Origin of the sequence: Glaciimonas sp. PCH181, from assembly GCF_003056055.1 — a bacterium.
Lineage (GTDB): Bacteria > Pseudomonadota > Gammaproteobacteria > Burkholderiales > Burkholderiaceae_D > Glaciimonas.
Window position 1 is genome coordinate 850,016 of sequence record NZ_PYFP01000001.1, and the last position, 26,809, is coordinate 876,824.

A 26,809-nucleotide genomic window follows, 5' to 3' on the forward strand; every position below is an offset into this window, starting at 1 on the left:
ATAATATAGTCCCCTACCCTATATTTGACATTACTATCGGAGTTGCATCATGGGCCATACTATTCGAGATAAACAAAAACTTTTAAATCGTGTCAGACGCATTCGGGGACAAATCGATGCGATTGAGCGGGCATTAGTGGACGAAGGCGATTGCATAAAGGTATTGCAGCAGATAACAAGTTGCCGCGGTGCAATGACGGGCTTATTGGCTGTCGTGCTGGAAGATCATATTCGTACGCACCTGGTTGATGTCGCGCCGCATGAAGGCACGCATGAAGATGCCAAGGAACAATTGATCGACGTTGTCCATAGTTTTTTCAAGTGAGTCTGACCATGAAAACATTTTATGAAACGCCTTTTGGTGTAGGACATGATCACGTGTTTTTGGGTGAAGGCCATGATAAAAACGGCCGCAAGACGTGGGCCGTGATTGTGCTATGTAGCGCGATGATGCTAGCCGAAATTGTGGGCGGCAAGTTGTTTGGTTCGCTAGCGCTGGTCGCGGATGGGATGCATATGTCCACGCATGCTGGGGCAATGTTAATTGCAGCTCTCGCGTATACCTACGCCCGCAAACATGCGCGTGATCCGCGTTTTGTATTCGGCACCGGCAAGTTGGGCGACCTGGCGGGATTTACCAGCGCGATTATTCTGGCAATGATCGCTGTACTGATCGGCTATGAGGCGATTGCACGCCTTATGTCACCGGTACCGATTCATTTTGGCGAAGCGATCCCTATTGCTATCGTTGGATTAATGGTAAATATTGCCAGCGCATGGTTGCTCAGCGGCGATCATCATGGACACTCCCACCAAACCGGCCACGGCCATAGCCACCCGCACGGAGAAGCGTCACATCCTGCACATGCGCCCCACCAAAACAATCTGCATCATGAGCACAGTGCCAAAGTTGAAGAACATGGCCATCAACATGAAGCGCACAGCGTCGACACGCGAGATCACAATATGCGTGCGGCCTATATTCATGTGATTGCCGACGCCGCCGTATCGGTATTGGCGATTATTGGGCTGCTGTTAGCAAAGACATTTGGATGGTTATGGATGGACCCAGTAGCTGGGATTATTGGCGCGCTAGTGATCGCAAACTGGTCTGTCGGATTGGCGCGCGATACCGGTGCCATCTTGATGGATGTCAGCCCCGACGATAAAATGGCAAATAAAGTACGCGCAGTTGTTGCCACGGCGAATGACAAACTGGTGGACTTGCATGTGTGGCGTTTAGGGCCGGGGCACTTTGGTGCAGTCGTCTCTCTGGTCACAGCCGAGCCTGCGCATGGACCGGCTTATTACCATACCGCGCTGCGAAAAATCAAAGGACTATCCCACATCACGGTCGAAGTCCATACAGGGCTGGGGCCAGCATAACCATTGAACTGTGTGATTTAAGCGACCGATGCGCTACGCCATAGCGACGAGGAAGCGCCTTACTACCTCACCAATTTGTTCGACAGCACCTGCCGGCGCGGAAAACCGCTGGCGGGTGCGTTTGCCATTTTTTTCAACGTCGAATCCATAGCAATCAATTCCCAACATTCTTAGCGGGCCGGGTCCTGAATAGGTATCGGTGATGCCTTGTAGCAAATTTCTTTCCTCTGCCAACGGCAATACCTCGACCGTCGACCACTCTTCGTTTTCAATCCATCCCATATTGCCGAATCCGGCAACATACCGCGCTCGCTGCGGCAACAACCGATAAAAAGAAAACCCACCTAAAGCCAGATACTCTTTGGCATCCGGATGGTAACGAAGATAGCGCGCAATACCATCTGCAGAAAGTTGAATGGGTGTGACGTCGCCGACAATCGAAATCCTTTCAGTCGTCAGGACATGCTGACCGTCATGACTATGAATCAGCAGGCTGGCACGAGAATCCGTGATCAGATTTTTCGTATGCTCGGCAAGGTCGCTGATGAGAAACAGCGGACAGTGCTGCTCATCGAGCGCGAATGGCAACGCGGTCGCAAAAGGATAGCCAGGCATTTGCGTTGAGTGCGTTGCTAAACTGCCCAAGCCGCTTCGTGGAGTAAATGTATCGCTGAAGGGAATGTTATTTTCATACGAGTTGGGTTGCTTTATAGCATCAATAACGAAGGAATTTTGAACGCGACCATGACATGATCCTACGCATAAAAAAGTAAGCAGACAATTACTATATGCATTGTCCTTGAAGACAGGCACCGCAATCAAATTATGGCAGTTTAACGACCTCTAATGATAGGATGGAAAGTAAGGTTAATTTTTCAATTACCCTTTTTTTGCCCTTCTAATTTTCGCTCCCTGAACGTTAAGTATTAATGGAAACCTGTTTTTTATGAGAATTTCTCCAGGCATTTTTTTTAATTCCGTTCGATCAATGATGGCATTACTCCTGCTGACGGTGTTCATCATTCCAGCAAGTAAAGCAGCCGGAAATACAGCGAGCAATATCGCGGCAGGCAAACCCATCAGTACATGTTCTATGCAAGCCTCGCCAGAATGCTTTTTCAGAGTTGATCTGAAATCAGCTAGCAACAATGGCGGCACGTTAGGGTTTTATGCATCGGAACCGTTCACCAACGGTAATACGCGGTTAAATACTTCTATTACATCTGTATTAATCGCGATTCACGGGCATTCACATGACGTCAGTAAAACGTTTAATGCCGCTATTGCAGCGGCAAAAACAGACAATTTGCGGTCTACACTAATCATTGCACCGCTGTTTCAGGTCGATGACGCAAATGCCCAAAAATGTCGCACTTTGGATCAACAGTCTTCGCAACCGGGCGATTTGATGTGGAATTGCAATAGCTGGATGGCAGACGGTGCGGCACAAAATATGGCAGAGATGACGTCCTTCAAAGCGCTGGATCAATTGGTTGAACAGATCGCGGAACGCTATCCCAGCGTAAAGACCGTAACCATCGCCGGGTTTTCTGCTGGCGCACAAATGGTGCAGCATTACGTCCCCTTCTCAAACTTGAATGCAAAACCGTATGCGCTACGCTTCGTGATAGCCGATCCGGGCACGTGGCTTTATTTCGATCAGCAACGGCCACAACCAACTATCGCAGACAAGCCAGTCTCTTGGGCCGATTGTGACCTTGATGGTAAAACTGATTTTGGAAAATGCAGCATTGAGATGAGTACATCGCAGGATATGGAAAATAATTGCGCGGGCTATAACGACTGGAAATACGGTACTGACAAACTACCAAAAATGCTCTCACAGAATCGCAGCGCCGGGCTTGCACGCAAGGCCTATCAAGCTGCCGACATCACTTATCTGGAAGCTGCACTCGACAGCGGCAGTAGCAAAAAAGCATCCTATAAAATCCTCGATAAATCTTGCGGCGCGGCCCTGCAAGGCCCCTTCCGCCTGCATCGCGGCTTGGCTTATCATCTCTATGATCAACAAATACTAGCCTCGCCACATCATAGGATGATGGAAATTGTGCCTGATTGCGGTCACAATGTAGCCTGTGTTTTTCCCTCTGAGATAGGCCGAAAAGCGCTCTTCAGATAAGCAGAAGACCCACTAAACATAAGCAACACGACAGCGACAGATGGATAAAATAGATAAACAAATATTGGCAATACTGCAAGAAGATGCCACCGTCGCGGTGGCAGAAATTGCCGAAAAAGTGAGTTTATCGCTAACACCGTGCTGGCGTCGCATTCAGAAATTAGAAGAAGAAGGTTATTTACTGAAGCGCGTTGCCCTGCTAGATGCTGAAAAGTTAAATGTAGGTGTGACGGTTTTTTGTATCGATCAAAACCAACCAACATAATGCAGCGTGGTACGAACAATTCAGCACCACGGTAAAACTAATTCCTGAAGTAGTCGAGTTTTACCGCATGAGCGGGAATATTGATTATCTGCTGCGGATAGTTGTGCCAAATATCGCCGCCTATGACAAGGTGTATCAGAAGCTGACGCAATCTAATGCGTTATTCGATGTTAACGCCAGCTTTGCGATGGAGCAGATTAAACACACCACCGCTCTGCCATTGGGATATATCGACGTTGATTAATCGCCTTAATCAAGCAAATACCAATCGAATATCAAGTGAACATTGCTCGTTACAACGCAGCAGTAACTAACATGCGGCCGCCATACATTTGAAGGCGCGCCCCATGTCGTACTTCAAATCATCTATATTTTCCAGCCCGACATGAATACGCACCAACGGATTTTGGTAAGTTTTGCTTGAGGCAACACGAGTCGGCGGTTTATCAATCGGTAGCGCCAGACTCTCGTAGCCGCCCCACGACAAGCCAATACCGAACAATTGCAAGCTCTCAAAAAAACTGGCAAATGCAGGACGGCCTATGGGCTTCAACTCAATCGTGAACAAACCGCTCGCCCCCAGAAAATCTCGTTTCCAAAGCTGATGCCCCGGATCCGATGGAAGCGCAGGATGCAATACGCGCTCGACTAATGGCTGCGTCGCCAGATATTCAGCCAATTGCATGCCGCTATCCCAATGCTGACGCAAACGCACCGCCATACTACGCATCCCGCGCAAGGCCAGATAAATATCGTCAGGCCCGGCTGTTTGACCAAAGTCATGGGCACCTTGCTTCAAAATCGGCCACGAGCGTTGATTGGCGCTGGCGACACCTAATAACGCATCGGAGTGACCGACTATGTATTTTGTTGCTGCATGAATCGACACATCGACGCCATGCTCGAAAGGTTTGAAATAAAGCGGTGTGGCCCAGGTATTATCCATCAGCACGTAAGCGCCAACCTTGTGCGCTTCTTCGGCGATGGCGGGTATATCTTGTACTTCAAAGGTCCATGAGCCGGGCGACTCGACAAACACGACACGGGTATTCGGTCGCATCAAATGGCGAATTTCGCCACCGATTAATGGGTCAAAAAACTCTACATCGACGCCCATCCGGCGCAATACACGCTCGGCAAAAGTACGCGTCGGGCCATAAGCGCTATCGGTAATTAATATGTGATCGCCAACTTGAACGAAAGCCATGATGCTATGCGTACAGGCCGACAATCCAGATGGGAACACCAGCGCATGGTCGCCGCCTTCCAGAGTAGTTATGGCTTGTTCGAATGAACGTGTGGTAGGCGTGCCAAAACGGCCGTACTTAGCCATTGGATTGTCAGTTTGACGCCCTGCTTCCCAATCATCCAGATTATCTGCCATGATCGTCGATCCGCGAAAAACTGGCGTGTTCACCATCCCGCCATACAAGGATGGCTCGCGACCGGCATGAATGAGCTGTGTATCCACGTGCTGGATGTGGGTTGGTTCCACAGTTTGTGGCGCAAATAAGTCTGCTAATTCAACCGCTGTAGCGATAGACAAATCACCGAGGTCGTTAGAAATCGCACTTGAACTTGTGCTTGAAGAGTTAATTGAGGACATACTTTTCCTTCACTGACCTGCCGGGCGATATTGCCAAGTAATGATTCTAAGTTCTTACGTTAGAAAAATATTTGCGTATTTTCCCTAAAAATCATTAAATTTAGAATTTTTTACTAATATTTGTCATGCATTGGGTAATTGTTTTTTATTTATCACCAATTTGGCAAATCAGGATTTACGCTTGATTGTTTTGACCTTATCAAGAGCGATTAATATGTAAAACATCTTAATTACACTGAAATCATATATTTGACAGCGCGGTAGGGGCAAGGCACTCTAAGCGCAGATTTGTAGCTGTTTTATGGCCTGTTTATAGCTTGTTTATACGCATCACATGTTTCGCTGGACATTTTTAGTTCTACCTTATTAGATAGATTATTGGAGATTGAAGTCATGCCCGAATACCGCTCACGCACTACCACCCATGGCCGCAACATGGCCGGCGCTCGCGCTCTTTGGCGCGCAACCGGTATGAAAGATGGCGATTTCGATAAACCGATTGTTGCCGTAGTCAACTCTTTTACCCAATTCGTACCGGGTCACGTCCATTTGAAGGATCTCGGCCAACTGGTCGCGCGTGAAATCGAAGCGGCGGGCGGAGTTGCTAAAGAATTCAACACCATTGCGGTCGATGATGGTATCGCAATGGGTCACGGCGGCATGTTGTACTCGTTGCCTTCACGCGAATTGATCGCGGACTCGGTTGAGTACATGGTCAATGCCCATTGCGCGGATGCAATGGTGTGTATTTCGAACTGCGACAAAATCACACCGGGCATGTTGATGGCTGCGATGCGCCTTAACATTCCTGTCGTGTTTGTCTCCGGCGGCCCAATGGAAGCTGGAAAAATCATTGAAAAAGTCATTCCCGGCCAATTTTCTACGACCCAAAAAATCATCAAAATCGATTTGGTCGATGCCATGATCAAAGCCGGCGATGCCTCCGTCAGCGATGCCGACATTGCCGAAATCGAACGTGCAGCCTGCCCAACCTGTGGCTCTTGCTCGGGTATGTTTACGGCTAATTCGATGAATTGCCTGACCGAAGCGCTGGGATTGGCGTTGCCCGGTAACGGCACGATCCTGGCAACGCACTCAGATCGTAAGGAATTATTCTTGCGCGCTGGCCGATTGATCGTTGAACTGGCTAAACGCCACTATGAGCAAGACGATTATTCAGTTCTGCCACGCACCATCGCCAATAAAGCCGCATTTGAAAATGCGATGACGCTGGACGTCTCAATGGGCGGTTCTACCAACACTGTTTTGCATTTGCTGGCAGCGGCGCAAGAAGCCGAAGTCGAATTCAAGATGGCCGACATCGACCGTATCTCGCGTCACGTACCGTGTTTGTGCAAAGTCGCGCCGATGACGGACAAATACCATATCGAAGACGTCCACCGTGCTGGCGGCATCATCAGTATTTTGGGTGAATTGGCCCGCGCTGGTTTGCTCGACACCACGCGCCCGACTATTCACAGTAAAGATTTGGCCGAAGCCATTGCCAATAACGACATCACGCAAACCCAAGACCCGGCAGTGCATAAACTGTTTAGCGCGGCACCGGGCGGGGTTCCCACCCAAACTGCATTTTCGCAACAAAGCCGCTTTACCAGCCTGGATATGGACCGTAGCACCGGTTGTATTCGCGATAAAGAGCATGCTTATTCGCAAGATGGCGGCTTGGCTGTGTTGTACGGTAATCTGGCTGTCAATGGTTGTATCGTCAAAACTGCTGGCGTTGATGAAAGCATTCTTAAATTCACCGGCAGAGCGCGCGTGTTTGAAAGCCAGGACGCAGCGGTTGAAGCTATTCTTGGCGACGTAGTGCAAGCTGGCGACACCATCATTATTCGTTACGAAGGACCAAAAGGCGGCCCTGGAATGCAAGAAATGCTGTACCCGACCTCGTACATCAAATCGAAAGGTCTGGGCAAGTCTTGCGCGTTGTTCACTGATGGTCGTTTCTCAGGCGGCTCCTCAGGATTGGTGATCGGCCATGCTTCCCCAGAGGCAGCGGAAGGCGGCGCAATTGGTCTGGTCGAAGATGGCGATACCATCGAAATCGATATCCCGAATCGGAGTATCAACTTGGCGATCAGCGACGAAATATTAGCGCAACGCCGTGCAGCGATGGATGCCAAGGGCAAAGATGGCTGGAAGCCGGTCAACCGTCAGCGTTATGTTTCGCAAGCGTTGCAAGCGTATGCTGCGATGGCGACGTCGGCGGATCGTGGCGCAGTGCGTGATATTAGCCAGTTGAAGCGTTAAGCTCTCATGGGCGTACGAACAGCGTCGATGTGACGCTGTGGAGTAAATGTTGACCAGCAACAAAAAACGCGCCACTGGCGCGTTTTTTATTATCTTTCCGATTGATAAACTTACCCCAAAATAGTTGCATAGGGAAAAGCCATCGGATGTCAAATCAGGGCGGTATCTTCATAACCGCTTGCGCCCGATCCGAACCAGCCTATTAGAGAATTACTTTCACATTTAGTCCACCCAGCGGCATGCGATCCGTTGCGGAGCATAAATGGCAATATTCCGGGCATTAAATCAGGATGCCGCGCTTAAATCGCCGTAACCGATTGGCAGCTGAGTGACGGGGGCGTAGACTACGGCCTCGGTGTGTTTTATCTCCTGCACTTTCGTTAAATATCCCTTCATTCGAAAAAATTCATGGTTTCCTGGCCCACTGCCCGCCCCCCTGTTGTCGCCATCATCGGCGGTGGCCCTGCCGGATTAATGGCAGCCGAAATATTGATTGCCGGTGGTGTTCAGGTCAATGTTTACGACGCAATGCCATCCGTAGGCCGCAAATTTCTGCTAGCGGGTAAAGGCGGCATGAATATCACGCACTCGGAGCCTTATTCAGACTTTCTGTCGCGTTATGTAGCACGGGAACAAAATATTACCCCGCTGCTAGAAGCATTTGGCCCAGACGCTTTACGTAATTGGGTCGAATCGCTGGGCGTGTCAACTTTTGTGGGATCGTCGGGGCGCGTATTTCCTACCGATATGAAAGCTGCGCCGTTATTACGCGCATGGCTACATCGCTTGCGTTTGGCTGGCGTGCAATTTCACATGCGCCATCGCTGGATCGGCTGGAACGATGATGGCGGACTACGCTTCACTACATCTGATGGCGAACAGTCGGTCATTGCTGATGCAACGATATTGGCACTCGGCGGCGGTAGTTGGGCACGTTTAGGTTCCGATGGCGCCTGGGTTAAATTGCTGGAACAACGCCGGATTCCTGTGGCGTCTTTAGTGCCATCGAATTGTGGTTTCAACGTTGCGTTAAGCACGTATTTTCAGGAGCGCTTTGCCGGTCATTATTTAAAATCGATCGCCATCGCGTTGCCGGATCTGGATGACAGTGCCGATAAAACAAACACGTTCCGTAAACAAGGTGAGTTCGTCATCAGCGCGAATGGCGTTGAGGGGAGCCTTATCTATGCCCTATCGGCAAGATTACGTGATCGAATCGCCAGCCATGGCAGTGCGCGTTTGCATCTTGATTTATTACCCGATTGGTCACCGCAACGGGTACTTGCCGAAGTCTCGCATCCTCGTGGCGCGCGGTCATGGTCAGGACATTTGCAAAGTCGGCTTGGATTAAAGGGCGTCAAAGTCGGATTACTGCGAGAGTTCGCTTCCGATGATTTTGCTGACCTTGCCAGACTCGCTATTGCTATTAAAGCGCTCCCGATCACACTGACTTCGGCAAGACCCATCGACGAAGCCATCAGCAGCGCTGGTGGGGTCATGTTCGAAGGACTAGATCAAAATTTAATGCTGAAAGCAATACCGGGATTTTTTTGCGCGGGGGAAATGCTGGATTGGGAAGCACCTACGGGCGGTTATTTATTGACGGCGTGCTTTGCGTCAGGACGAAAAGCCGGTTCTGGCGTACTTAAATGGCTAGAAACGCAGCTGGAGCAGTAAAGCGTTTAAAATTCAACACCTGCCATCAATGGTAAAAAATGGCGTGCCAGAGACTATGGCAATGCATGCGAACAAATTAGTTATAGGTTGAAAGATAAAAATGGTTAATGTAATTAATGACGTGCGAGTGATAAACGGATGACCGTAGAAAAAGCAAAAATCTCCCCCGGCACAGCGCAATATCTCCGCATCAAGGCAGACCATCCAACAACACTCGTGTTCTTTCGGATGGGGGATTTTTATGAGTTGTTTTTTGAAGATGCGGAAAAAGCGTCCCGTTTACTAGGCATCACGCTGACTTCTCGCGGTACCTATAACGGTGCGCCGATTAAAATGTGTGGTGTACCGTTTCATGCTGCAGATCAATATCTGGCCAAATTGGTCAAGATCGGCGAATCGGTGGCATTATGCGAACAAATCGGCGATCCGGCAACTAGCAAGGGCATCGTAGAACGCAAAGTCGTACGCGTTGTCACGCCGGGAACGCTAACTGACTCCAACTTATTGCCAGAAAAATCTGAGCAGCCGCTATTGGCGCTATCGTTCTCGCAGAACAAGCAACGCAAGACTGCCACGGTCGGCCTGGCATGGCTATCGATGGCAAGCGGTGCTTTGAAAATGATGGAATTCAGCGGCGAAATCCGAGCGCTGGACGTGCGCCTTAAGCAAGAATTAGAACGCATCGCCGCTGCTGAAATACTGATCGCCGATCTTGCCAGCCCGATCCTGTCTACCGCCCACGGACTGACCTTATCTAGCAAGGCGACAACGGTTCCTGAATGGCATTTTGACGTCCCCAACGGTGAAAAGGCCTTGCTCGAACAACTGGCCGTTAGCACTCTAAGCGGCTTTGGCGCAGAAGGTCTAAGCACCGCTATCGGCGCGGCTGGAGCGTTACTGCGTTATGCACAGTCTACGCAAGGCAAGGGCTTGCAGCATGTTCGCGCCCTGACAGTCGAAACAGAGAATGAATTCATTGGCTTAGATGCTGCTACGCGTCGCAATCTGGAACTCACCGAAACTATTCGAGGCGAAGATTCTGCTTCAGGTGCACCGACTTTATTCTCCTTATTAGATCATTGCCGCACCGCGATGGGATCGCGCCTATTAAGGCATTGGCTGCATCACGCTAAACGTGCGCAATCCGTGGCGCAAGGACGGCATGCCGCTATCGGCGCATTACTGGCTGCGGATGCAGGGGCAGCACTATCGTCAACACTGGCAGCAGTCCCCGACATTGAGCGCATCACCACCCGCATAGCTCTGCTCTCAGCACGCCCCCGTGATTTGGCCGGTTTGCGCGACGGTTTACAGCAACTGGATGCAGTCCGGGCAGGCATTGCACTATGCGGCAGCGATGAAGTTGACGATGACAATACGTCGCTAACTTCGTTGTTAAGTACGCTACAACAGGCATTAGCCACGCCAGTGGAATGCCTGACGTTGATGCAGAACGCCATTGCTACCGAACCGGCGACAATGGTCAGAGACGGTGGCGTGATTGCCGACGGCTTCGATGCCGATTTAGATGAATTGCGCGGTTTATCGCAGAACGCAGGTCAGTTTTTAATCGATCTGGAAACCAGAGAACGCGCACGCACCGGTATTGCCAATCTGCGGGTAGAATATAACAAGGTCCACGGCTTTTATATTGAAGTGACGCACGGTCAGACGGATAAAGTCCCTGACGATTATCGCCGTCGCCAGACTCTAAAAAATGCTGAGCGTTACATTACGCCAGAACTCAAAGCCTTTGAAGACAAGGCCTTGTCAGCGCAAGAACGCGCGTTGATCAGGGAAAAAGTGCTTTACGAACAGTTGTTGCAAGATTTGGCGCCCCATATTGGCACGCTGCAAACGATCGCACAGGCGCTGGCACAAATTGACACGCTGGTGGCATTGGCCGACCACGCGTCGCGGCACGACTGGTGCGCACCGCAGCTGGTGGCAGAACCGGCGATCCAGATTCAGCAAGGTCGACACCCTGTCGTTGAAAAGCAAATTGAACACTTTATCGCCAATGATTGCATGTTGTCGGCAGAAAATAAATTGCTGCTGATCACTGGTCCGAACATGGGCGGAAAATCAACCTTCATGCGTCAAGTTGCGCTGATCACATTGCTGGCTTACGTGGGCAGCTACGTACCGGCCAGCAGTGCAGTAATTGGTCCGATAGATCGTATCTTCACGCGTATCGGCGCTGCCGATGATCTTGCTGGCGGACGTTCTACCTTTATGGTGGAAATGACCGAATCGGCCGCCATTCTGAATGGGGCTAGTGAAAGTTCACTGGTGCTGATGGACGAAGTCGGCCGTGGCACCTCCACTTTTGATGGCTTGGCCTTAGCTTGGGCGATTGCCAAGCAATTGATTGAAGTAACGCGCAGCTTTACCTTGTTTGCGACGCACTATTTCGAACTGACGCAATTGCCGGATATCCATGCTTCAGCCGCGAATGTCCATCTATCGGCGGTTGAACACAAAGACAGCATTGTGTTTTTACACGCGGTTCAACCCGGCCCGGCATCGCAAAGCTACGGTTTGCAAGTGGCGCAATTGGCTGGCGTGCCAGCGCCTGTTATCCGTGCTGCACGCAAGCATTTAGCCTTGCTGGAATCGCAATCAGTGCAAGCGACGCCACAATTTGACTTGTTTTCGCGCCCTCAGACGGATGATGATTTGGCAGATATTGATGTCGAACTTGCGGAAGATCATCAGACGGAGAACGCATTGGCAACGGAGTTGCTGGAAGCATTGGCAACGATAGATCCAGACGCCCTGACGCCGCGGGAAGCTTTAGAGCAATTGTACCGGTTGAAGCATTTAAGCAATCCGGATACAGCTTTTCAAAAAGTCGCATGAATCACCCCTCCTCGTTATTTGTAGACGATAAGTCGCATAAGTTGCGTCAGAAATTGGGACCAATTTACAGACAGATCACTGCCGGGACAATAGCCGCTGTGCTGGCACTATTTTTTCTCTCAGCGCCCGCCATTGCTGATGAGCAATCGGATACGAATGTCTTTAGTTTCGGTGTTATCGGACATCCGTTCCGCACAGCCTCGGACGACGTCACCCTGCGTACAGCGATCGCACAAACCGACGATGACAATCTGGCTTTCGTCGTCACTAATGGCATCAAGTCAGAGCAAGAACCTTGTTCCGACAAGATGTACCAGCAACGCAAGGCGTTACTCAATAGTGCCAAAAATGGTTTGATCGTCTCGCTATCTGCCAGCGATTGGGTTGCCTGTAAAAACGAAGCTGGGCGCTCAACGTCCTTTGAACGCTTGAATAGGATTCGAGAATTATTTTTTGCTGACGATTTTTCGTTCGGCGATACGCGTATCCCAATGAATCGCCAATCGACATCGCCAAAATTTCGTAGCTATGTTGAAAATGCGCGTTGGGAAATCGGTAATGTGATGTTTGCCACGATCAATTTGCCTTCTCGAAACAACCATTACATGTCCGAAGGTGGCCGAAACAGCGAGTTTGAAGATCGACTAATCGCCAATAAGGAGTGGCTGCAACGTATATTTGTGATTGCGTCGCAAAAGAAATCGGATGGGATTGTTTTATTTTGTGACGGAGATCCATTGGCGATACAACATCATCGTATATTCGATTTCAATGTTAAACGCGACGGCTTTGTCGAAATGCGCCATGCCATTAATGCGTTGGCATCAAAATTCCACGGAAAGGTATTGCTCATACACGAGCCGCCTACCGACACCGCCCCCATCCCCGCTGGCATTATCTGGAAAAAAAATCTGGGCGATATGGAGATCGCCACCGCCTGGATCAAAGTAACGGTTGATGAGCGTCATCCGGATTTTTTTGTGATGGATAAGAAACGAAACTAAGAGGACATTATTAATTCGCCTCTGTTTAGATTTAGATCTAAAAATAAATATCGAGCGTCGCAATTCGCTATAGATATAAAAAAGCCGTGAACAAAGATTAAAAATCAATGTTCACGGCTTTTTTCATCTGTAATCGCCTAAACGACGACAGATGCGATCAATCTATTGCATGTCGTTAATCAATGCAAAGGATGGCTGCGGAATTCATCTGCAGCATCGTCATCATGATCATCGTGCTCGCCATGGTGATGACCATGGGCACCATGCACGTGTTGATGAACGACTTCTTCCTCTGTTGCCTCGCGTACTTCGCCGACTGTCAAGTCGAAACGCAGCGCTATACCGGCCAAAGGATGATTGCCATCTAAAACGACTTTATCATCAGCGATATCGGTAACCGTAAAAATCAGAGATTGCTCATCATCATCTTCACCGTCTGGCGTGCCTTCAAATTGCATACCAACTTCTAACGGTGTCGGCAGACGATTGCGCGCCTCGATCTTCACCAGTTTTGAGTCATATTCGCCAAAGGCGTCATCCGGCTCAACTTGTAGCTCGACGTTGTAGCCAACTTCCTTGCCATCCAGCGCTTCTTCAATTTTTGGCAACGTGCCTTCGTAACCGCCGTGCAAATAAACCATCGGCTCACTACTCTCTTCGATCAAGTTGCCTTGAGCATCTGACAGTTTGTAGTGGACAGTCACAACCGTATTCTTGGCAATCTTCATGATCATTCCTTTCATTTAATGTGCGGACAGATTATACCCGCCGAATTCATCAGGTCCGCGGAACCAGAAAAATTTATCCGCAGATAATAAAAATCAGGGCGAATTCCAAGACTTGTGGCGTTAGTGCAGCATGCAAGGATAGTCAAACCGATATAATGCGGGCTATGAAAAATTTCACTTTACTGGGCGGCCTGTCGCCTGCGCAATTTTTACGCGATTACTGGCACAAAAAACCCCTGCTGATTCGGCAGGCGATACCGGGATTTAAGCCCTTATTATCCGCTGATGCGTTGTTCAAAATGGCTGCCCGCGACGACGTTGAGTCACGCCTGATCACCCATTTTAAGCAAGAATGGAAAGTAGAAAATGGACCAATCGCAACCGTACCGGCTATCAGCAAAAAAGATTGGACGTTATTGGTGCAAGGCGTCAATTTACATGACGACATGGCCGATGCGCTGCTAAGACAGTTTAGCTTCATCCCTGACACCCGGCTGGACGATCTGATGGTCAGTTATGCTACGGACACCGGTGGCGTGGGCCCACACTTTGATTCTTACGATGTGTTTTTGTTGCAAGCGCATGGGCAACGTCGCTGGAAAATCGGCGCAGGGCAAGATTTAACACTGGTACAAGGCAGCGCGCTAAAAATTCTCAAAAATTTCACGCCAGAGCAAGAGTTCGTACTTGAGCCAGGCGATATGCTTTACCTGCCGCCGCAATACGCTCACGACGGCACTGCCATCGGTGAATGCATGACCTATTCGATTGGCTTTCGCGCACCAGCATTTCAGGAATTAGGCGAGGCTTTTTTGCAGTTCATGGCAGACTCAATCGATCTTCCCGGCCGTTACGCCGATGCGGATCTGGCGCCAACCAAACATCCTGCGGAAATTGGGCGGAATATGCTCTCCCAAATATCAGATGCATTGAATAAAGTACGCTTTACGGACGATGACGTCGCCATTTTTGTTGGTGAATATTTATCAGACCCAAAAGCGACCGTATTTTTTGAGTCGCCTCCGCGGCCCTTAACACTGTCGCGTTTTACGGCTGCTATCGCCAAGCGTGGTGTCTCACTTTCGCGCAAGACACAAATGCTGTATCGCGGCAAACATCTGTTTATTAATGGTGAGTCATTTGCTGCGGGGCGTGAGGATAAGGCCTCATTATGCGTATTAGCAGATAATCGCAAATTAGACGGGCAAGCTGCCAGCGTAGTTTCCAAGGACGTGCTGGAGGCGCTTTATACATGGTACGAAGATGGCTGGATTAATCTCGGTTGATTAATCGCTATTAATAAATGACAAACATTAAATGAGATTGATAGAAAGGATTTTTACGTTTTATAACAACTAAATTGCATTTTTTAGTCCTAAAAAGCGTACATTGGTCTCCTTGCCGAAGAAGAGTTTGATCCTTGTTGCGGCAATACAAATCCTTACTAAAAAGCAAACCTGCTATGTCATATTAAACAAAATCCGCTATAATTCGCAGCTGGAAAGTTTTTGTTGTATCGCAATGCGCAAATTTAGTGCAAAGCACTGCGAAAACATCCTGTAGAGCGATAATTACCGGTAATTATTCATCGCAAAAAAAATTTTTGATTACTACTGAAGGAATATCCATGAAAAAAACACTATTGATCGCCTCCCTGTTGGCCCTGACTTTGGCTGCTTGCGGTAAAAAAGACGAAGCGCCTGCTGTTGATACAGCTGCTTCAGTAACAGCTCCTGCACCAGCTGCTGCTGATGCTGCTGCATCGACAGCTGCTTCTGCTGCTGACGCTGCTGCTTCTTCAGCTGCTGCTGCATCGACAGCTGCTTCTGACGCTGCTGCTGCTGCAACAACAGCTACATCGGCTGCTGCTGACGCTGCTGCTCCAGCTGCATCTAAGTAATTTTTTGTTGCTAAGAAAAAGCCGACCCTCGGGTCGGCTTTTTTTGCGTCAAAATATAGTCAAAGAACACTTTTCTGTTACATCGAACGCATTTCCAAATGATGATGCACACTCTGCAACCCCATTCAATCATCATCGATAGCCCACAACCCTCTTTCGCATGGGCTGATTATATTTCCAGCCAATCAAAGCCATCTTCCTGACAGGCGATTGTTAGCTCGGTATCGTCATTCTTTTTGCTTGCAAGCAGCGCAGAAAATGCAAGTTCGCGCGTATTGTTACGCAAACTCAAATGCGCTCCTATGATTCTACGTAAGACGGATTGATCTAGCGCTTTTAGAATCTCGGCAGCGGCTTCATTTGATAGATGCCCATAATCTCCCCCAATTCTTCGCTTAAGCGAAGGTGGATAAGCAGAATCACGCAACATCTGACGATCGTGATTACACTCCAATATCAGCGCGTCGCAGCCACTTAAGGTCTGAATGAGATGGTTTGTGGATTTCCCGACATCTGTCAACACGCCGAGCTTCAGTTTGCCATCACTGGCAACATATTGAACCGGCTCTCTCGCATCATGCGGAACCGTGAACGGCGTTAGCTCCAGTTCGCCAATAGTCAATTCCTCACCATCTCGGCAAAAATGTATTTGCACATCATTACAATTCTTGGAGATTTTAGAGGCAGCCTGATAAGTGCCGTACGTAAGCCATACCGGCAAACTATGGCGTCGCGCAAATTTGAATACACCACCGATATGATCCTGATGCTCGTGCGTGACTATAATCGCGGATAAGTCCGACGCGCTGACGCCCAATTTGAGCAAGCGCCTTTCGGTCTCTTTAATGCCAAAGCCACAATCCAACATAATGGTGGTTGTGGCTTTGGTTGCGGCAGCAGCGATAGAGGGATTAGCGGAAGCAGTAGAAATTAATAAGGCATTACCCTCACTACCGCTTCCCAGACTGGCAAATTTCAACGACATGACCCTCTGGATATCGCTGCCTCACGAACCATTCGAAAGGCAACGACAAAACGATTACTTGAACATTTACTTAAGTTGCTCGTTTATCAAAGCGAGGATCTTATCGGCTGCTTGCGAAGTTTCAGGCTGACCTTGATTGTTTTGCACGGCGATCTGACTTGCTGCACCGGAGCCTTTTACCGCTACACGATAACGCGCTGCAGTTTTGTCGTCTTTTTTGGAACTTGAGAACATTTTTGAGAAGAAACCATCCGATTTCTTATTTTTAATGTCCTCACCTTGATCGACATAACGCACAAAATAAACACCTTGCGTACGATCACGGTCTTCCACTGTGAAGCCAACCCGATCAAGCGCCAAACCTACACGTCGCCATGCACGATCAAAACTCTCGTCGACTTCAACATAACTAGCCCCAGTACCGGCTGCACCCTTAACCAACTTAGAGCGTGCTTGCAAAGATGGTGCGCTAGCGACTGCCGCCTTGGCTTTAACCTGATCTGCGCCCAGACGGGACATCAGGCGAGACAAAAATTCTGCCTCCAATTGTGGGTCTTCTGCACGTGCAGTCCAGATACTATTTTCTTTTGATGAGCCGGTCAGGACTTCTTCCGCGCCACGATGACTAATATAGACTTCAGTCGTGCCATTTGGACCACGCTCAAGGCGTGTACGGAACTTGTCGCGCTCGCCCGTTGAGTAAAGTGAATCGAAGACTTTGCCCAGCGTGTTTCGGAGAAAATCTTGCGGAATCTTTGCACGATTTTCAGCCCAATCCGTTTCCATTACACCTGTATCAGCATTTTCGACATTGATCAGGAAACCTGAATCTTGCCAAAAATCTTTAATCTTTGGCCACAACGATTCAGGCGTCGCCTGAATCACCAACCAACGCTGCGAGCCATCACGTTCGATGTGCATGTCAGGAGCACCGTTAGGCGCCACGACGGACTCGCCAGTAGCAGGCTTCAAACCTTGTTGAAGGTTATAACCAGACGCTGTCGCTGTACCTTGATTTGACTCAGGAATAGCGTAACGATTTTCGCGTTGCAATTGCGTAAGATCAGGTGGAATATCCAGTTTTGGCGTCTTGACCTTATCGGCGCTTTTGTAATCGATACGATCCGGTTCCAGCATCGAATTGAGAGAGCTGCAACCTGCCAGGCTCGTCAATGCCAGTGTGAAAATAAGATTACGTTGGATAAGACTGCGTGAAGCTGAAGGAATGTTCTTGCGAATAGTCATGTGAATACAGAATGAATGGAACGAAAAAAATTCTTGAGAAAACGCCTGTTAGCGCAGCTTATTTTAGTACACCGGATTCACGCAATGCCGCACGAACCGGGACGTGACATGCGGGCGACAATGCCACTAAAGGCAAACGAAGTCCGGACGGCATCATGCCCATTTCAAACAATGCCCATTTTGCCGGAACCGGATTCGGTTCAATAAACAATTGAATGTGCAGTGGCAGTAATTTATTGTTAATTCTGATGGCTTCGGCGACATCGCCCTTAATAGCAGCCATACAAAGTAAATGCATATCCCGTGGTGCAACGTTGGCAGTGACTGAAATATTGCCTTTACCACCACAAAGCATCAACGCCATCGCGGTCGGATCGTCACCGGAATACACAGCAAAATCGGCCGGAGCCAAACGCAGCAAATCTGTCACACGTGCGATATTGCCGGTGGCATCCTTGACACCAACAATTCCCGGAATCTGTGCCAGACGTAAAATCGTTTCGTTACTCATGTCAGCAACCGTACGACCTGGTACGTTATACAAAATCACTGGCAAATCAACCGACTCTGCAATCTTCTTAAAGTGCTGATACATGCCTTCTTGCGTAGGCTTATTGTAATAAGGCACGACTTGCAACGAGGCGTCAGCACCGACCTCTTTGGCATAACGGGTTAAATTGATCGCCTCAGCGGTTGAATTCCCGCCAGTACCGGCAATGATCGGTATCCGCTTTGCAGTATGCTCAACGGTAACTTTGATCAATTCACAATGCTCTGCTACCGAAACTGTCGGCGATTCGCCTGAAGTACCGACGATGACAATCGCATCAGTACCTTCGGCAATATGCCAATCAATCAGTTTACGTAGGCCCGGCAAATCAAGGCTGCCGTCCGCATGCATGGGAGTAACGATTGCAACGATGCTACCTTGGATCATGATAGTAAGTACGAAGAGATAAAAACCTGATTGTAGCGGATAGCCGAGACTATGGGGAAATTCCACGTGCAATTCAAATTAAAACAAATGAATTTACCGAGAAGCAGTCGAGTTAGCCTGATCGACCGCCGAACTATTTAGCGCAGTGACCAATATTTCCGGAATGATAAAGAAACGATCACATCTAGCATCACTTAAGTAATTACATCGAGCTGTAGACCTGCCAGAGAACCGGCGGTTCCTTTTACAGCGCAAAGTCGTTGCACCATTGCTGGCTTTGGATGCTCGACATAGCCCTCTTCAAACGCCACAACATGCCAAACGTATTCAGAATCAGCGGCCAGCCAGCGCAATAACTCACCTGATGCTAAAAGAAAATCTGGATTGGAGGGCCTGCCAAATTGTTGATTTCCCTCAACAAAGGTCTCATACAGCAGCACTCCCTGATCAGCAATACTATTAAGCAGCAGCGGCACCAAAGGACGATGTAAATAATTTGTTACGACTATTCCGGCGAAACGCTGGGGCTGAAATAACTCTGCCAGCGCAAGATCATTATTGCTTTCCAAATCAATCTGAAGCGTCTCGATGCCTTTTTCCGCAATTTTTATAAGTACATCAGGATTGCGATCCACCGCTAGCACATCCTTGCCCGCTGCCGCCAGCATTGCGCTATGACGTCCCTCACCGCAGGCAAGATCGAGTACTTTCCCAGCCGGGATTGTGCCTATAAAACGTTTTACCCAACTAGAAACAGGCAGATCAGGCATATCAATTGGCTTTGTAATTGGGGCAGAAAACATTTTTCGGAGCGACAAATAACTCAGCTGTAGCTTAAGCCCATGGCCTCGCGCACGTCACGCATTGTATCCTGCGCTAATTTGCGGGCATGATCCGCGCCGTCAGCCACAATTGCGCGTACAAGAGAAGGATCATCCAGATACTGCTGAGCACGTTCATGCATTGGCTCCTGCTCTCTGACGATGGCATCGATTATGGGTTGTTTGCATTCCAGGCAGCCAATACCGGCAGAACGGCAGCCCTTTGTGACCCATTCTTGCGTGGCTAGATTGGAATAGACCAAATGGAACTGCCATACCGGACATTTAGTTGGCTCACCCGGATCGGTACGACGTACACGTGCGGGGTCTGTCGGCATAGTGCGCACTTTTTTGGTAACCGTATCTTTGTCATCACGCAAAGCGATGGAATTACCATAGCTTTTCGACATTTTCTGGCCATCAAGACCTGGTAAACGCGATGCATCTGTCAGAAGCGCCTGGGGCTCGGACAGAATCAATTTACGGCTCCCCTCAAGAAAACCGAACAATCGCTCTCGGTCGATCATCGACAGATTCTGGGCATCATCAAGCATCGCCTTAGCTTGCTCCAATGCCTCTTCGCTTCCCTTTTGCTGAAAATCGACACGCAATTCGTGATAAAGCTTGGCGCGCTTGCTACCTAACTTTTTGACGGCATCTTGCGCCTTTTCTTCAAAGCCTTTTTCTTTCCCATAAAGATGATTAAAACGTCGTGCGATCTCGCGCATCATTTCGATATGCGGAACTTGATCGTCACCTACTGGCACTTGGGTTGCACGGTAAATTAAAACATCAGCCGCCTGCAGTAATGGATAGCCTAGAAAACCATAGGTTGCCAAATCACGGTCGGTGAGCTTTTCTTGTTGATCTTTATAAGTCGGGACGCGCTCCAACCAACCTAGCGGCGTGGCCATGGAGAGCAGCAAATGTAATTCTGCATGTTCCGGCACTTTAGACTGGATAAATAATGTCGATTGCGATGGATCGACACCGGCAGCAAGCCAATCGATCAACATGTCCCAGGTACTGGTTTCGATCTGACTGGGATCGTCGTAATGGGTTGTCAGCGCGTGCCAGTCAGCGACAAAAAACAGGCAAGGTAATTCGGATTGCAGCCGAACCCAGTTTTTTAAAGCGCCGTGATAGTGGCCGAGATGTAAAGCGCCAGTAGGACGCATGCCAGAAACAACGCGATCAGGATACATAATTAATGTGAGATATCAGAAAGGCAAATAAAAAGGGACAATTAAGTTCTTACAACAGGATCACTGCACCAACATCAATAACGGCGTAACAATCCATCGTAAAACAGCAGAGGCGATATTCATTAACGGCGTAATCCAGACTGCATATAGCGTAGGCTGATCACCGAATTGCGGCAGTTTTATCAGCAGCAAAGCCAACACAATAAAGAAACCATACGGCTCGATCTTGGCGAGTTTAAAGGCGTATTTATGCGGCAGCAAACTAAACAAAATACGGCCGCCATCCAGCGGGGGAATTGGGAATAGATTCAATGCAAACAGCACTAGATTAATACGAATACCGTATTGTGCCATCCTGACGAAGAAATCTTGCGTTTCAGCGCCGGTGCTTGCTAATCCGATTAATACCAGCATCCATCCTAGCGCCATCACCACATTGGCAGCTGGTCCGGCTAATGCGACCCATGCCATATCGCGTTTCGGCTTGCGTAGTTGACCAAAATTGATCGGAACTGGTTTTGCATAGCCAAATAGGAAAGCCCCGCCAGTTGAAAAAAACATCAGCAGCGGAATTAGTATGGTGCCAAAGGGATCGATGTGTTTGACAGGATTAAGGCTCATCCGACCAAGCATATAAGCGGTCGGATCGCCAAAGTATTTCGCCGCGTAGGCATGCGCGGCCTCGTGTAGCGTAATGGCAAAAAGCAAAGGCAATGCTAATACTGCAATAGTTTGTATGAGATCGTTCATTCGCTGAATTTTAACAGAGGGGCACGTATGCCCGGCGGATTCGGAGCAAATGATCAATTAAAATCATAAGCTAAAGATTGAAAGCGCAGATTGCCTATCTCAGGCGTGACTATAATCCGAACAGCCTGACATCCCCACGTCCCTGTCGAATTAACATTGGTTCATCAGCCGTCAAATCAATGACCGTCGTTGGTTCGAGACTACATGCGCCGCTGTCGATCACCAACTCTACTTGTTTTTCTAACTGATCCCGTATCTCTTCTGCTTCGGTAAGCGGCAAGCCATTACCGGGCAAAATCAAGGTTGTACCGATCAGCGGCTGCCCTAACTCTTGCAGCAGTGCTTGTACCACAACGCTTTCGGGCACGCGCAGGCCTATGGTTTTGCGCGACGGGTGACTCAGACGGCGTGGTACTTCTTTAGAGGCGCCAAGAATAAACGTGTAAGGTCCCGGCGTACCGCTTTTCAGCAGACGGAACTGACGGTTATCGATTTTGGCATATTCTGAAATTTCGCTCAGATCGCTGCACAACAAGGTCAAATGATGCTTATCGTCCACGCCTCGGATACGGCGCATGCGCTCGACGGCATCTTTATTGTCTAGTTGGCAGACCAAGGCATAACAGCAATCCGTCGGTAAAGCGACGATACCGCCGCTTTGAATAATTTGTACCGCTTGCTTGATTAACCGCAATTGTGGGTTATCAGGATGAATGTGAAAAAACTGGCTCATGGCTCGCTAACTCTTTAAATATAAAAACGGCGATAGTCGTCAGACTACCGCCGCCCGGTGACCTTCTTATAGTGTTAACACTATCTTCGAATGGTTACAACGCCGTAACGTGTGGATCGCGTAACGCCGCGATGCGCTGTTCGATTGGTGGATGGCTTGAGAATAATGCCATAAAACCGGGCTTGTCATTAATACCCATCGCTGCCATCGACTCGGGCAAAGACGCTGCCTGGCCGCCACCCAAACGCGCTAAGGCACGCTGCATTGGTACACTGCTGCCCATCAATTTAGCAGATCCGGCATCGGCACGAAACTCCCGATGACGTGAGAACCAGGCAACAATCATTGATGCACCAATCCCCAGAACAACCTGAGAAACAATGACTGCGATGAAGTAACCAGCACCCGGCCCATCGTTATTGTTGCGTGACATGGCCCGATCAACGGCATAACCAATTACGCGGGACAAAAATACGACGAAAGTATTAACAACGCCTTGTATTAAGGTCATCGTCACCATATCGCCATTCGCGATATGGGCGATTTCATGCCCCAATACTGCCTCAACTTCTTCTTTTGTCATACTTTCGAGCAAGCCGGTCGAAACTGCCACTAATGCCGAGTTTTTGAAAGCTCCAGTCGCAAATGCGTTAGGTTCACCTTCAAATACGGCGACCTCAGGCATGCCAATACCCGCCCGTTGCGCCAATTTTCCGACGGTATCGATCAACCATAACTCGGTTGAGTTCGCTGGCGATTCGATCACTCGTGCACCAGTGGAACGTTTTGCCATCCACTTACTGATTAATAGGGAAAAAATTGATCCAGCGAAGCCCACGATCAGTGAGAACACCATCAATTTTGGAATATCAAGGCCGCTACGCGTTAGAAAACGATCCACGCCCAGCAACGATAGGACGACGCTCAACACCAGCATTACTGCAATATTTGTGGCGAGGAACAGGAAAATACGTTTCATGCGCAAAACTCCTAAATTGAGAATAGCTTTTAAATAGGTCTGTTATTACAAATTTCAAGAGGGAAACAATTACGTAACTACTCGCACGACCAAACGCAAAATTGTTTTCGGCATCTTCATCAATCCGATCAGATTATCTTAGAGCGTAAACAATCATTTAAATTGCATACATTTCTTCAATGAAGATGATCAATTAGATGAAACCGGAATTTACTTGAATAAACGAGGAAAGTCGAGCGGCGCCTGGGCTATGGCCGTCGTCAGGCAGAGATTTAAGCGTTTTCTAAAGACCAGTCGTGCCAGACTGGTACCACGCCAGGAGGCAATGGCGGTAACGCGCCGAGATCAACCCGGGACTCGCCGGGGCTATGAAAGTCAGAGCCACGGGACCCCAGAAAACCATAGGCAATGGCAATTTTGGCGTATTCGGTGTATTGATCTGGCGAGTGGCTACCGGTATTAACTTCAATGGCTGTGCCACCTAATTGTTTAAACTCATCGAAGAACGCGCCGAGCGCAACGTCATTCAAATGATAGCGACCCGGATGCGCAACTACCGCAATCCCGCCGGCACCAAGTATCCATTTCACTGCTTGCGCCAAACTAGCCCACCGATGAGGTACATAACCCGGCTTACCTTCGACCAGATAACGGCGGAATACTTCATGCGTATCAGCACAAATGCCGATGTCAACTAAATGACGGGCAAAATGCGTGCGAGAAATCAGGTCGGGATTACCAACGTGTTTTAGTGCACCTTCAAATGCATCAGGAATCCCTGCTGCGGCCAGTTGCGCCGCCATATCGCGCGCGCGCCGTTCACGACCACCGCGAGTTTCAGCTAATCCTTGCACCAGCTCCTGATTGGTTTCATCAATGTGCAGGCCAACGATATGGATAGTTTGCGCACCCCAGGTAATCGAAATTTCAACCCCTGTGACGAACTGCAGACCGAGTTCAAGAGCGGCGGCACGGGCTTCGGGAATGCCTCTGATCTCGTCATGATCGGTTAAAGCCCAGACATCTACACCGTTGGCTTTAGCGCGTACGGCAACTGCCGATGGCGATAAAATCCCGTCGGAAATATTCGAGTGGCAATGAAGGTCAACGTTCAACATCTAGGAGGCTCAATAAGTCACGAGTTAAAGGAATGATTGTACGCCCCTTGCCACCATTTTGTTGCGAGCGCACATTACGCCGATGTGACACCCTTTTATCTATACCCGATAATTTATTAATAGCTGGTGATTTACGTTTTCTGATCTGCCAGAAATCGCTCTATTGTCTCTGCCAATAATTGGGGCTGATCGTGATGCAGCATATGTCCGGCCTCGGCAATCATTACAAGACGTGCATCTGCAAGACACGCTATACGCCGATCAACCTCTGCACGCATAACATCCTTGCCGCCCATCCATCGCCACAGGTCGGTATCTTCGGCTTCAACACATAATACCGGCGCATGAATCTGACGCCAACACGCCAACATTTCATCGACTTTCGGAAGGACCGGATTGATAAGTTTATGCGCGGGATCACCAAGAATTTCCCATTTTCCCGAACTTGTCTCGCTGGCCCAGTATTGCGCCAAAAAAGCAGCGCGTGCATTTGTCAGTCGAGGATTGTTCTTTTTCAAACGCTCAGCGACAGCGGCTTCCGATGCATAACCGTGCATCACTGGCGCTACGCGTAATGCATCTAACCATTTGGCATAGCGTCCGGGCGCTTGATCCGGTTGCGATACCGCAGGACCAAATCCTTCCAGATTGATTAGTTTATTAATCCGCTGAAGCCGCACGCCCGCATATAAACCGGCGATATAGCCACCCATGCTATGACCGAGCAAATTGACGGATTCCTGACCTGCGTAATGCTGCAAAATGGCGTCCAGATCTGCCAAATAATCGGGAAACCAATATACATCCGCAGGTCCGCGTTGTGTCAGGCCAAAACCCCGCCAATCCGGCGCGATGACCTGCCAATCTTGCGCCAGACAATCAACGACAAACTGAAAAGAAGCCGATACGTCCATCCACCCGTGCAGCATGAATAGCTGTGGAGCATCTGGCCTCCCCCAACGTCGAATGTGATAGCGCAGTCCGCGCACTTGAATGAAATCCGATTGCGATACTTTCATCGATTACTTAATAAGAAAAAGGTTGGGAAATTAAGCAGCGCATATACCGCTATGAAATAAATTGGTCAAGTTCGAAAGACGAGCAGCGTCCAAGATCATCAAACTTCTCTGATAACCAGATAGTCGCCTGTTGACGACCGGCATCGCGCAATGCGTTGATAAAAGATGCTTTGGTATTGAGCTTGCTAGAGCCACTTAAATGACTCATTAAGTCATTGGCATCGATAACGTGCATATTCAGATTTTTTAATCGCTGCTCAAGTTTGCCGCTGGCCTCGGGATCTTCTGCGATATTACGTCGCGCTAGTGCGATTCCGCCTATCTCGGTAAAAAAGGTAGAACTAAAACTAATTTCAGTCAGTCTTTGACCGATTTCATCAGAGGTTGTGGGTGTTTTCGGCCGGCGGAATGGATGTAATAGCACCACCATAATGTCTGGCGATGCACAGAGATGTAACAAAGGAAAAATTGGCGGATTCGCAGTCAGTCCACCATCCCAATACGCTTCGCCATCAATCTCTATTGCGTGATGCATCGACGGCAAGCAGGCAGATGCTAACAAGGCATCCAGCGATAAATCACGATTGCGAAATATCTTTAGGGTACCTGTACTAACTTGGGTGGCCGCGATGAATAATTTAATATCTCCGTCCGTTCGCAAACGATCAAAATCAATTTGTTTGACAAGAATGTCACGTAGCGGATTAAGATCAAACGGATTAAATTGATAAGGCGAAAACAACCGCATCATCGAAAACAAACCTTTCATGACAGCGGTCGAAGATGCCTGTCGGGCAATCGCCACATCGCTAAGCGCATGATGCGGCATAAAACTAAACGGATCATTGGTACTGACACTTTCCCAGAAATCGGCTAAAGCCTGGCGCGCGCCATCCCTACCCCCGACCGCATAACCATGGCTCATGACTACGGCATTCATCGCGCCAGCACTGGCACCGCTGATACCCTTAATATCTATTCTAGTATCTTCAAGCAATCGATCCAGAACGCCCCACGTGAACGCTCCATGCGATCCGCCACCCTGCAATGCTAATGTCACGGTTTTGTTTTGCATGATTTCCCTTATTGGTTATATGCCAGTCTACAGAAGCAATATACAATCTTTAGCATATATAAATATTTAGAATCAATATAACCCCCGATATACAGGACGTAAT

Annotated in this window: 23 protein-coding genes and 1 pseudogene; 10 read left to right on the forward strand and 14 right to left on the reverse strand. The window is 48.9% G+C overall.

Annotation, left to right across the window (positions count from 1 at the left end; all coding sequences use genetic code 11):
• Positions 1-49: 49 nt before the first annotated feature.
• Together C7W93_RS03780 and dmeF are read left to right on the forward strand one after the other, a co-directional pair.
• A complete protein-coding gene (locus C7W93_RS03780) occupies positions 50-325 on the forward strand; it encodes a metal/formaldehyde-sensitive transcriptional repressor (protein ID WP_108438824.1) in 276 nt (91 codons plus the stop codon).
• A gap of 8 nt (positions 326-333) precedes the next feature.
• Positions 334-1,386 carry a CDF family Co(II)/Ni(II) efflux transporter DmeF gene (dmeF, locus tag C7W93_RS03785; RefSeq protein WP_108440462.1) on the forward strand — a complete coding sequence of 351 codons (1,053 nt, stop codon included), beginning with the start codon at positions 334-336 and terminating at the stop codon, positions 1,384-1,386.
• A 33-nt stretch (positions 1,387-1,419) separates the two neighbouring features.
• On the opposite strand, the gene C7W93_RS03790 is transcribed toward dmeF, so the two are convergent.
• Positions 1,420-2,199 carry a HugZ family protein gene (locus tag C7W93_RS03790; RefSeq protein ID WP_225869850.1) on the reverse strand — a complete coding sequence of 260 codons (780 nt, stop codon included), beginning with the start codon at positions 2,197-2,199 and terminating at the stop codon, positions 1,420-1,422.
• A gap of 175 nt (positions 2,200-2,374) precedes the next feature.
• On the opposite strand from C7W93_RS03790, the gene C7W93_RS03795 reads away from it, so the two are divergent.
• Both C7W93_RS03795 and C7W93_RS03800 read left to right on the forward strand, forming a co-directional pair.
• Positions 2,375-3,526 carry a hypothetical protein gene (locus C7W93_RS03795; protein WP_225869740.1) on the forward strand — a complete coding sequence of 384 codons (1,152 nt, stop codon included), beginning with the start codon at positions 2,375-2,377 and terminating at the stop codon, positions 3,524-3,526.
• Between the two features lie 40 nt (positions 3,527-3,566).
• A pseudogene (locus C7W93_RS03800) lies at positions 3,567-4,035 on the forward strand (Lrp/AsnC family transcriptional regulator).
• A 66-nt stretch (positions 4,036-4,101) separates the two neighbouring features.
• Here the strand turns inward: C7W93_RS03800 and metC are convergent.
• A complete protein-coding gene (metC, locus tag C7W93_RS03805) occupies positions 4,102-5,397 on the reverse strand; it encodes a cystathionine beta-lyase (protein ID WP_108438826.1) in 1,296 nt (431 codons plus the stop codon).
• Between the two features lie 393 nt (positions 5,398-5,790).
• Here metC and ilvD point away from each other — a divergent pair, with 393 nt between their 5' ends.
• The 4 genes from ilvD to C7W93_RS03825 all read left to right on the forward strand — a co-directional run bounded on the left by ilvD (position 5,791) and on the right by C7W93_RS03825 (position 13,211).
• Positions 5,791-7,668: a dihydroxy-acid dehydratase gene (ilvD, locus tag C7W93_RS03810; protein ID WP_108438827.1), complete on the forward strand. Its 1,878-nt coding sequence runs from the start codon at positions 5,791-5,793 to the stop codon at positions 7,666-7,668.
• Between the two features lie 408 nt (positions 7,669-8,076).
• Positions 8,077-9,345, forward strand: coding sequence for a TIGR03862 family flavoprotein (locus C7W93_RS03815; protein WP_108438828.1), 1,269 nt, complete (start codon positions 8,077-8,079; stop codon positions 9,343-9,345).
• Between the two features lie 138 nt (positions 9,346-9,483).
• A complete protein-coding gene (mutS, locus tag C7W93_RS03820; protein WP_108438829.1) occupies positions 9,484-12,207 on the forward strand; it encodes a DNA mismatch repair protein MutS in 2,724 nt (907 codons plus the stop codon).
• On the forward strand, positions 12,204-13,211 hold the full coding sequence (locus C7W93_RS03825) for a hypothetical protein (protein ID WP_225869741.1): 1,008 nt from the start codon (positions 12,204-12,206) through the stop codon (positions 13,209-13,211). Before mutS ends, C7W93_RS03825 begins: the two co-directional genes overlap by 4 nt.
• A gap of 179 nt (positions 13,212-13,390) precedes the next feature.
• Here the strand turns inward: C7W93_RS03825 and C7W93_RS03830 are convergent, their stop codons facing one another.
• Complete coding sequence (locus C7W93_RS03830) at positions 13,391-13,939, reverse strand: peptidylprolyl isomerase (RefSeq protein WP_108438830.1); 549 nt, start codon at positions 13,937-13,939, stop codon at positions 13,391-13,393.
• Positions 13,940-14,103: 164 nt separating this feature from the next.
• On the opposite strand from C7W93_RS03830, the gene C7W93_RS03835 reads away from it, so the two are divergent.
• Both C7W93_RS03835 and C7W93_RS03840 read left to right on the forward strand, forming a co-directional pair.
• Positions 14,104-15,225 (forward strand): cupin domain-containing protein, encoded by a 1,122-nt coding sequence (locus tag C7W93_RS03835; RefSeq protein WP_108438831.1) that lies wholly within the window; start codon positions 14,104-14,106, stop codon positions 15,223-15,225.
• Positions 15,226-15,566: 341 nt separating this feature from the next.
• Positions 15,567-15,839: a hypothetical protein gene (locus C7W93_RS03840; protein WP_108438832.1), complete on the forward strand. Its 273-nt coding sequence runs from the start codon at positions 15,567-15,569 to the stop codon at positions 15,837-15,839.
• Positions 15,840-16,008: 169 nt separating this feature from the next.
• Here the strand turns inward: C7W93_RS03840 and C7W93_RS03845 are convergent, their stop codons facing one another.
• The 11 genes from C7W93_RS03845 to C7W93_RS03895 all read right to left on the reverse strand — a co-directional run bounded on the left by C7W93_RS03845 (position 16,009) and on the right by C7W93_RS03895 (position 26,706).
• Positions 16,009-16,818, reverse strand: coding sequence for an MBL fold metallo-hydrolase (locus tag C7W93_RS03845; RefSeq protein ID WP_108440465.1), 810 nt, complete (start codon positions 16,816-16,818; stop codon positions 16,009-16,011).
• A gap of 72 nt (positions 16,819-16,890) precedes the next feature.
• On the reverse strand, positions 16,891-18,069 hold the full coding sequence (gene bamC, locus C7W93_RS03850) for an outer membrane protein assembly factor BamC (protein ID WP_108438833.1): 1,179 nt from the start codon (positions 18,067-18,069) through the stop codon (positions 16,891-16,893).
• Positions 18,070-18,127: 58 nt separating this feature from the next.
• A complete protein-coding gene (gene dapA / locus C7W93_RS03855) occupies positions 18,128-19,006 on the reverse strand; it encodes a 4-hydroxy-tetrahydrodipicolinate synthase (protein WP_108440466.1) in 879 nt (292 codons plus the stop codon).
• A gap of 194 nt (positions 19,007-19,200) precedes the next feature.
• Complete coding sequence (locus C7W93_RS03860) at positions 19,201-19,809, reverse strand: class I SAM-dependent methyltransferase (RefSeq protein WP_370446393.1); 609 nt, start codon at positions 19,807-19,809, stop codon at positions 19,201-19,203.
• Positions 19,810-19,829: 20 nt separating this feature from the next.
• Positions 19,830-21,032 (reverse strand): tryptophan--tRNA ligase, encoded by a 1,203-nt coding sequence (locus C7W93_RS03865; RefSeq protein ID WP_108438835.1) that lies wholly within the window; start codon positions 21,030-21,032, stop codon positions 19,830-19,832.
• A 60-nt stretch (positions 21,033-21,092) separates the two neighbouring features.
• Positions 21,093-21,782 (reverse strand): site-2 protease family protein, encoded by a 690-nt coding sequence (locus C7W93_RS03870; RefSeq protein ID WP_108438836.1) that lies wholly within the window; start codon positions 21,780-21,782, stop codon positions 21,093-21,095.
• 109 nt (positions 21,783-21,891) lie between these two features.
• Entirely contained in the window at positions 21,892-22,515 is a 624-nt protein-coding gene (locus C7W93_RS03875) for an L-threonylcarbamoyladenylate synthase (RefSeq protein ID WP_108438837.1), read from the reverse strand.
• A gap of 94 nt (positions 22,516-22,609) precedes the next feature.
• Positions 22,610-23,494 carry a protease HtpX gene (htpX, locus tag C7W93_RS03880; RefSeq protein ID WP_108438838.1) on the reverse strand — a complete coding sequence of 295 codons (885 nt, stop codon included), beginning with the start codon at positions 23,492-23,494 and terminating at the stop codon, positions 22,610-22,612.
• Positions 23,495-23,766: 272 nt separating this feature from the next.
• On the reverse strand, positions 23,767-24,612 hold the full coding sequence (locus tag C7W93_RS03885) for a 3',5'-nucleoside bisphosphate phosphatase (RefSeq protein ID WP_108438839.1): 846 nt from the start codon (positions 24,610-24,612) through the stop codon (positions 23,767-23,769).
• Between the two features lie 131 nt (positions 24,613-24,743).
• Entirely contained in the window at positions 24,744-25,631 is an 888-nt protein-coding gene (locus C7W93_RS03890) for an alpha/beta fold hydrolase (RefSeq protein ID WP_108438840.1), read from the reverse strand.
• A 49-nt stretch (positions 25,632-25,680) separates the two neighbouring features.
• A complete protein-coding gene (locus tag C7W93_RS03895; RefSeq protein ID WP_108438841.1) occupies positions 25,681-26,706 on the reverse strand; it encodes a patatin-like phospholipase family protein in 1,026 nt (341 codons plus the stop codon).
• Positions 26,707-26,809: the final 103 nt, after the last annotated feature.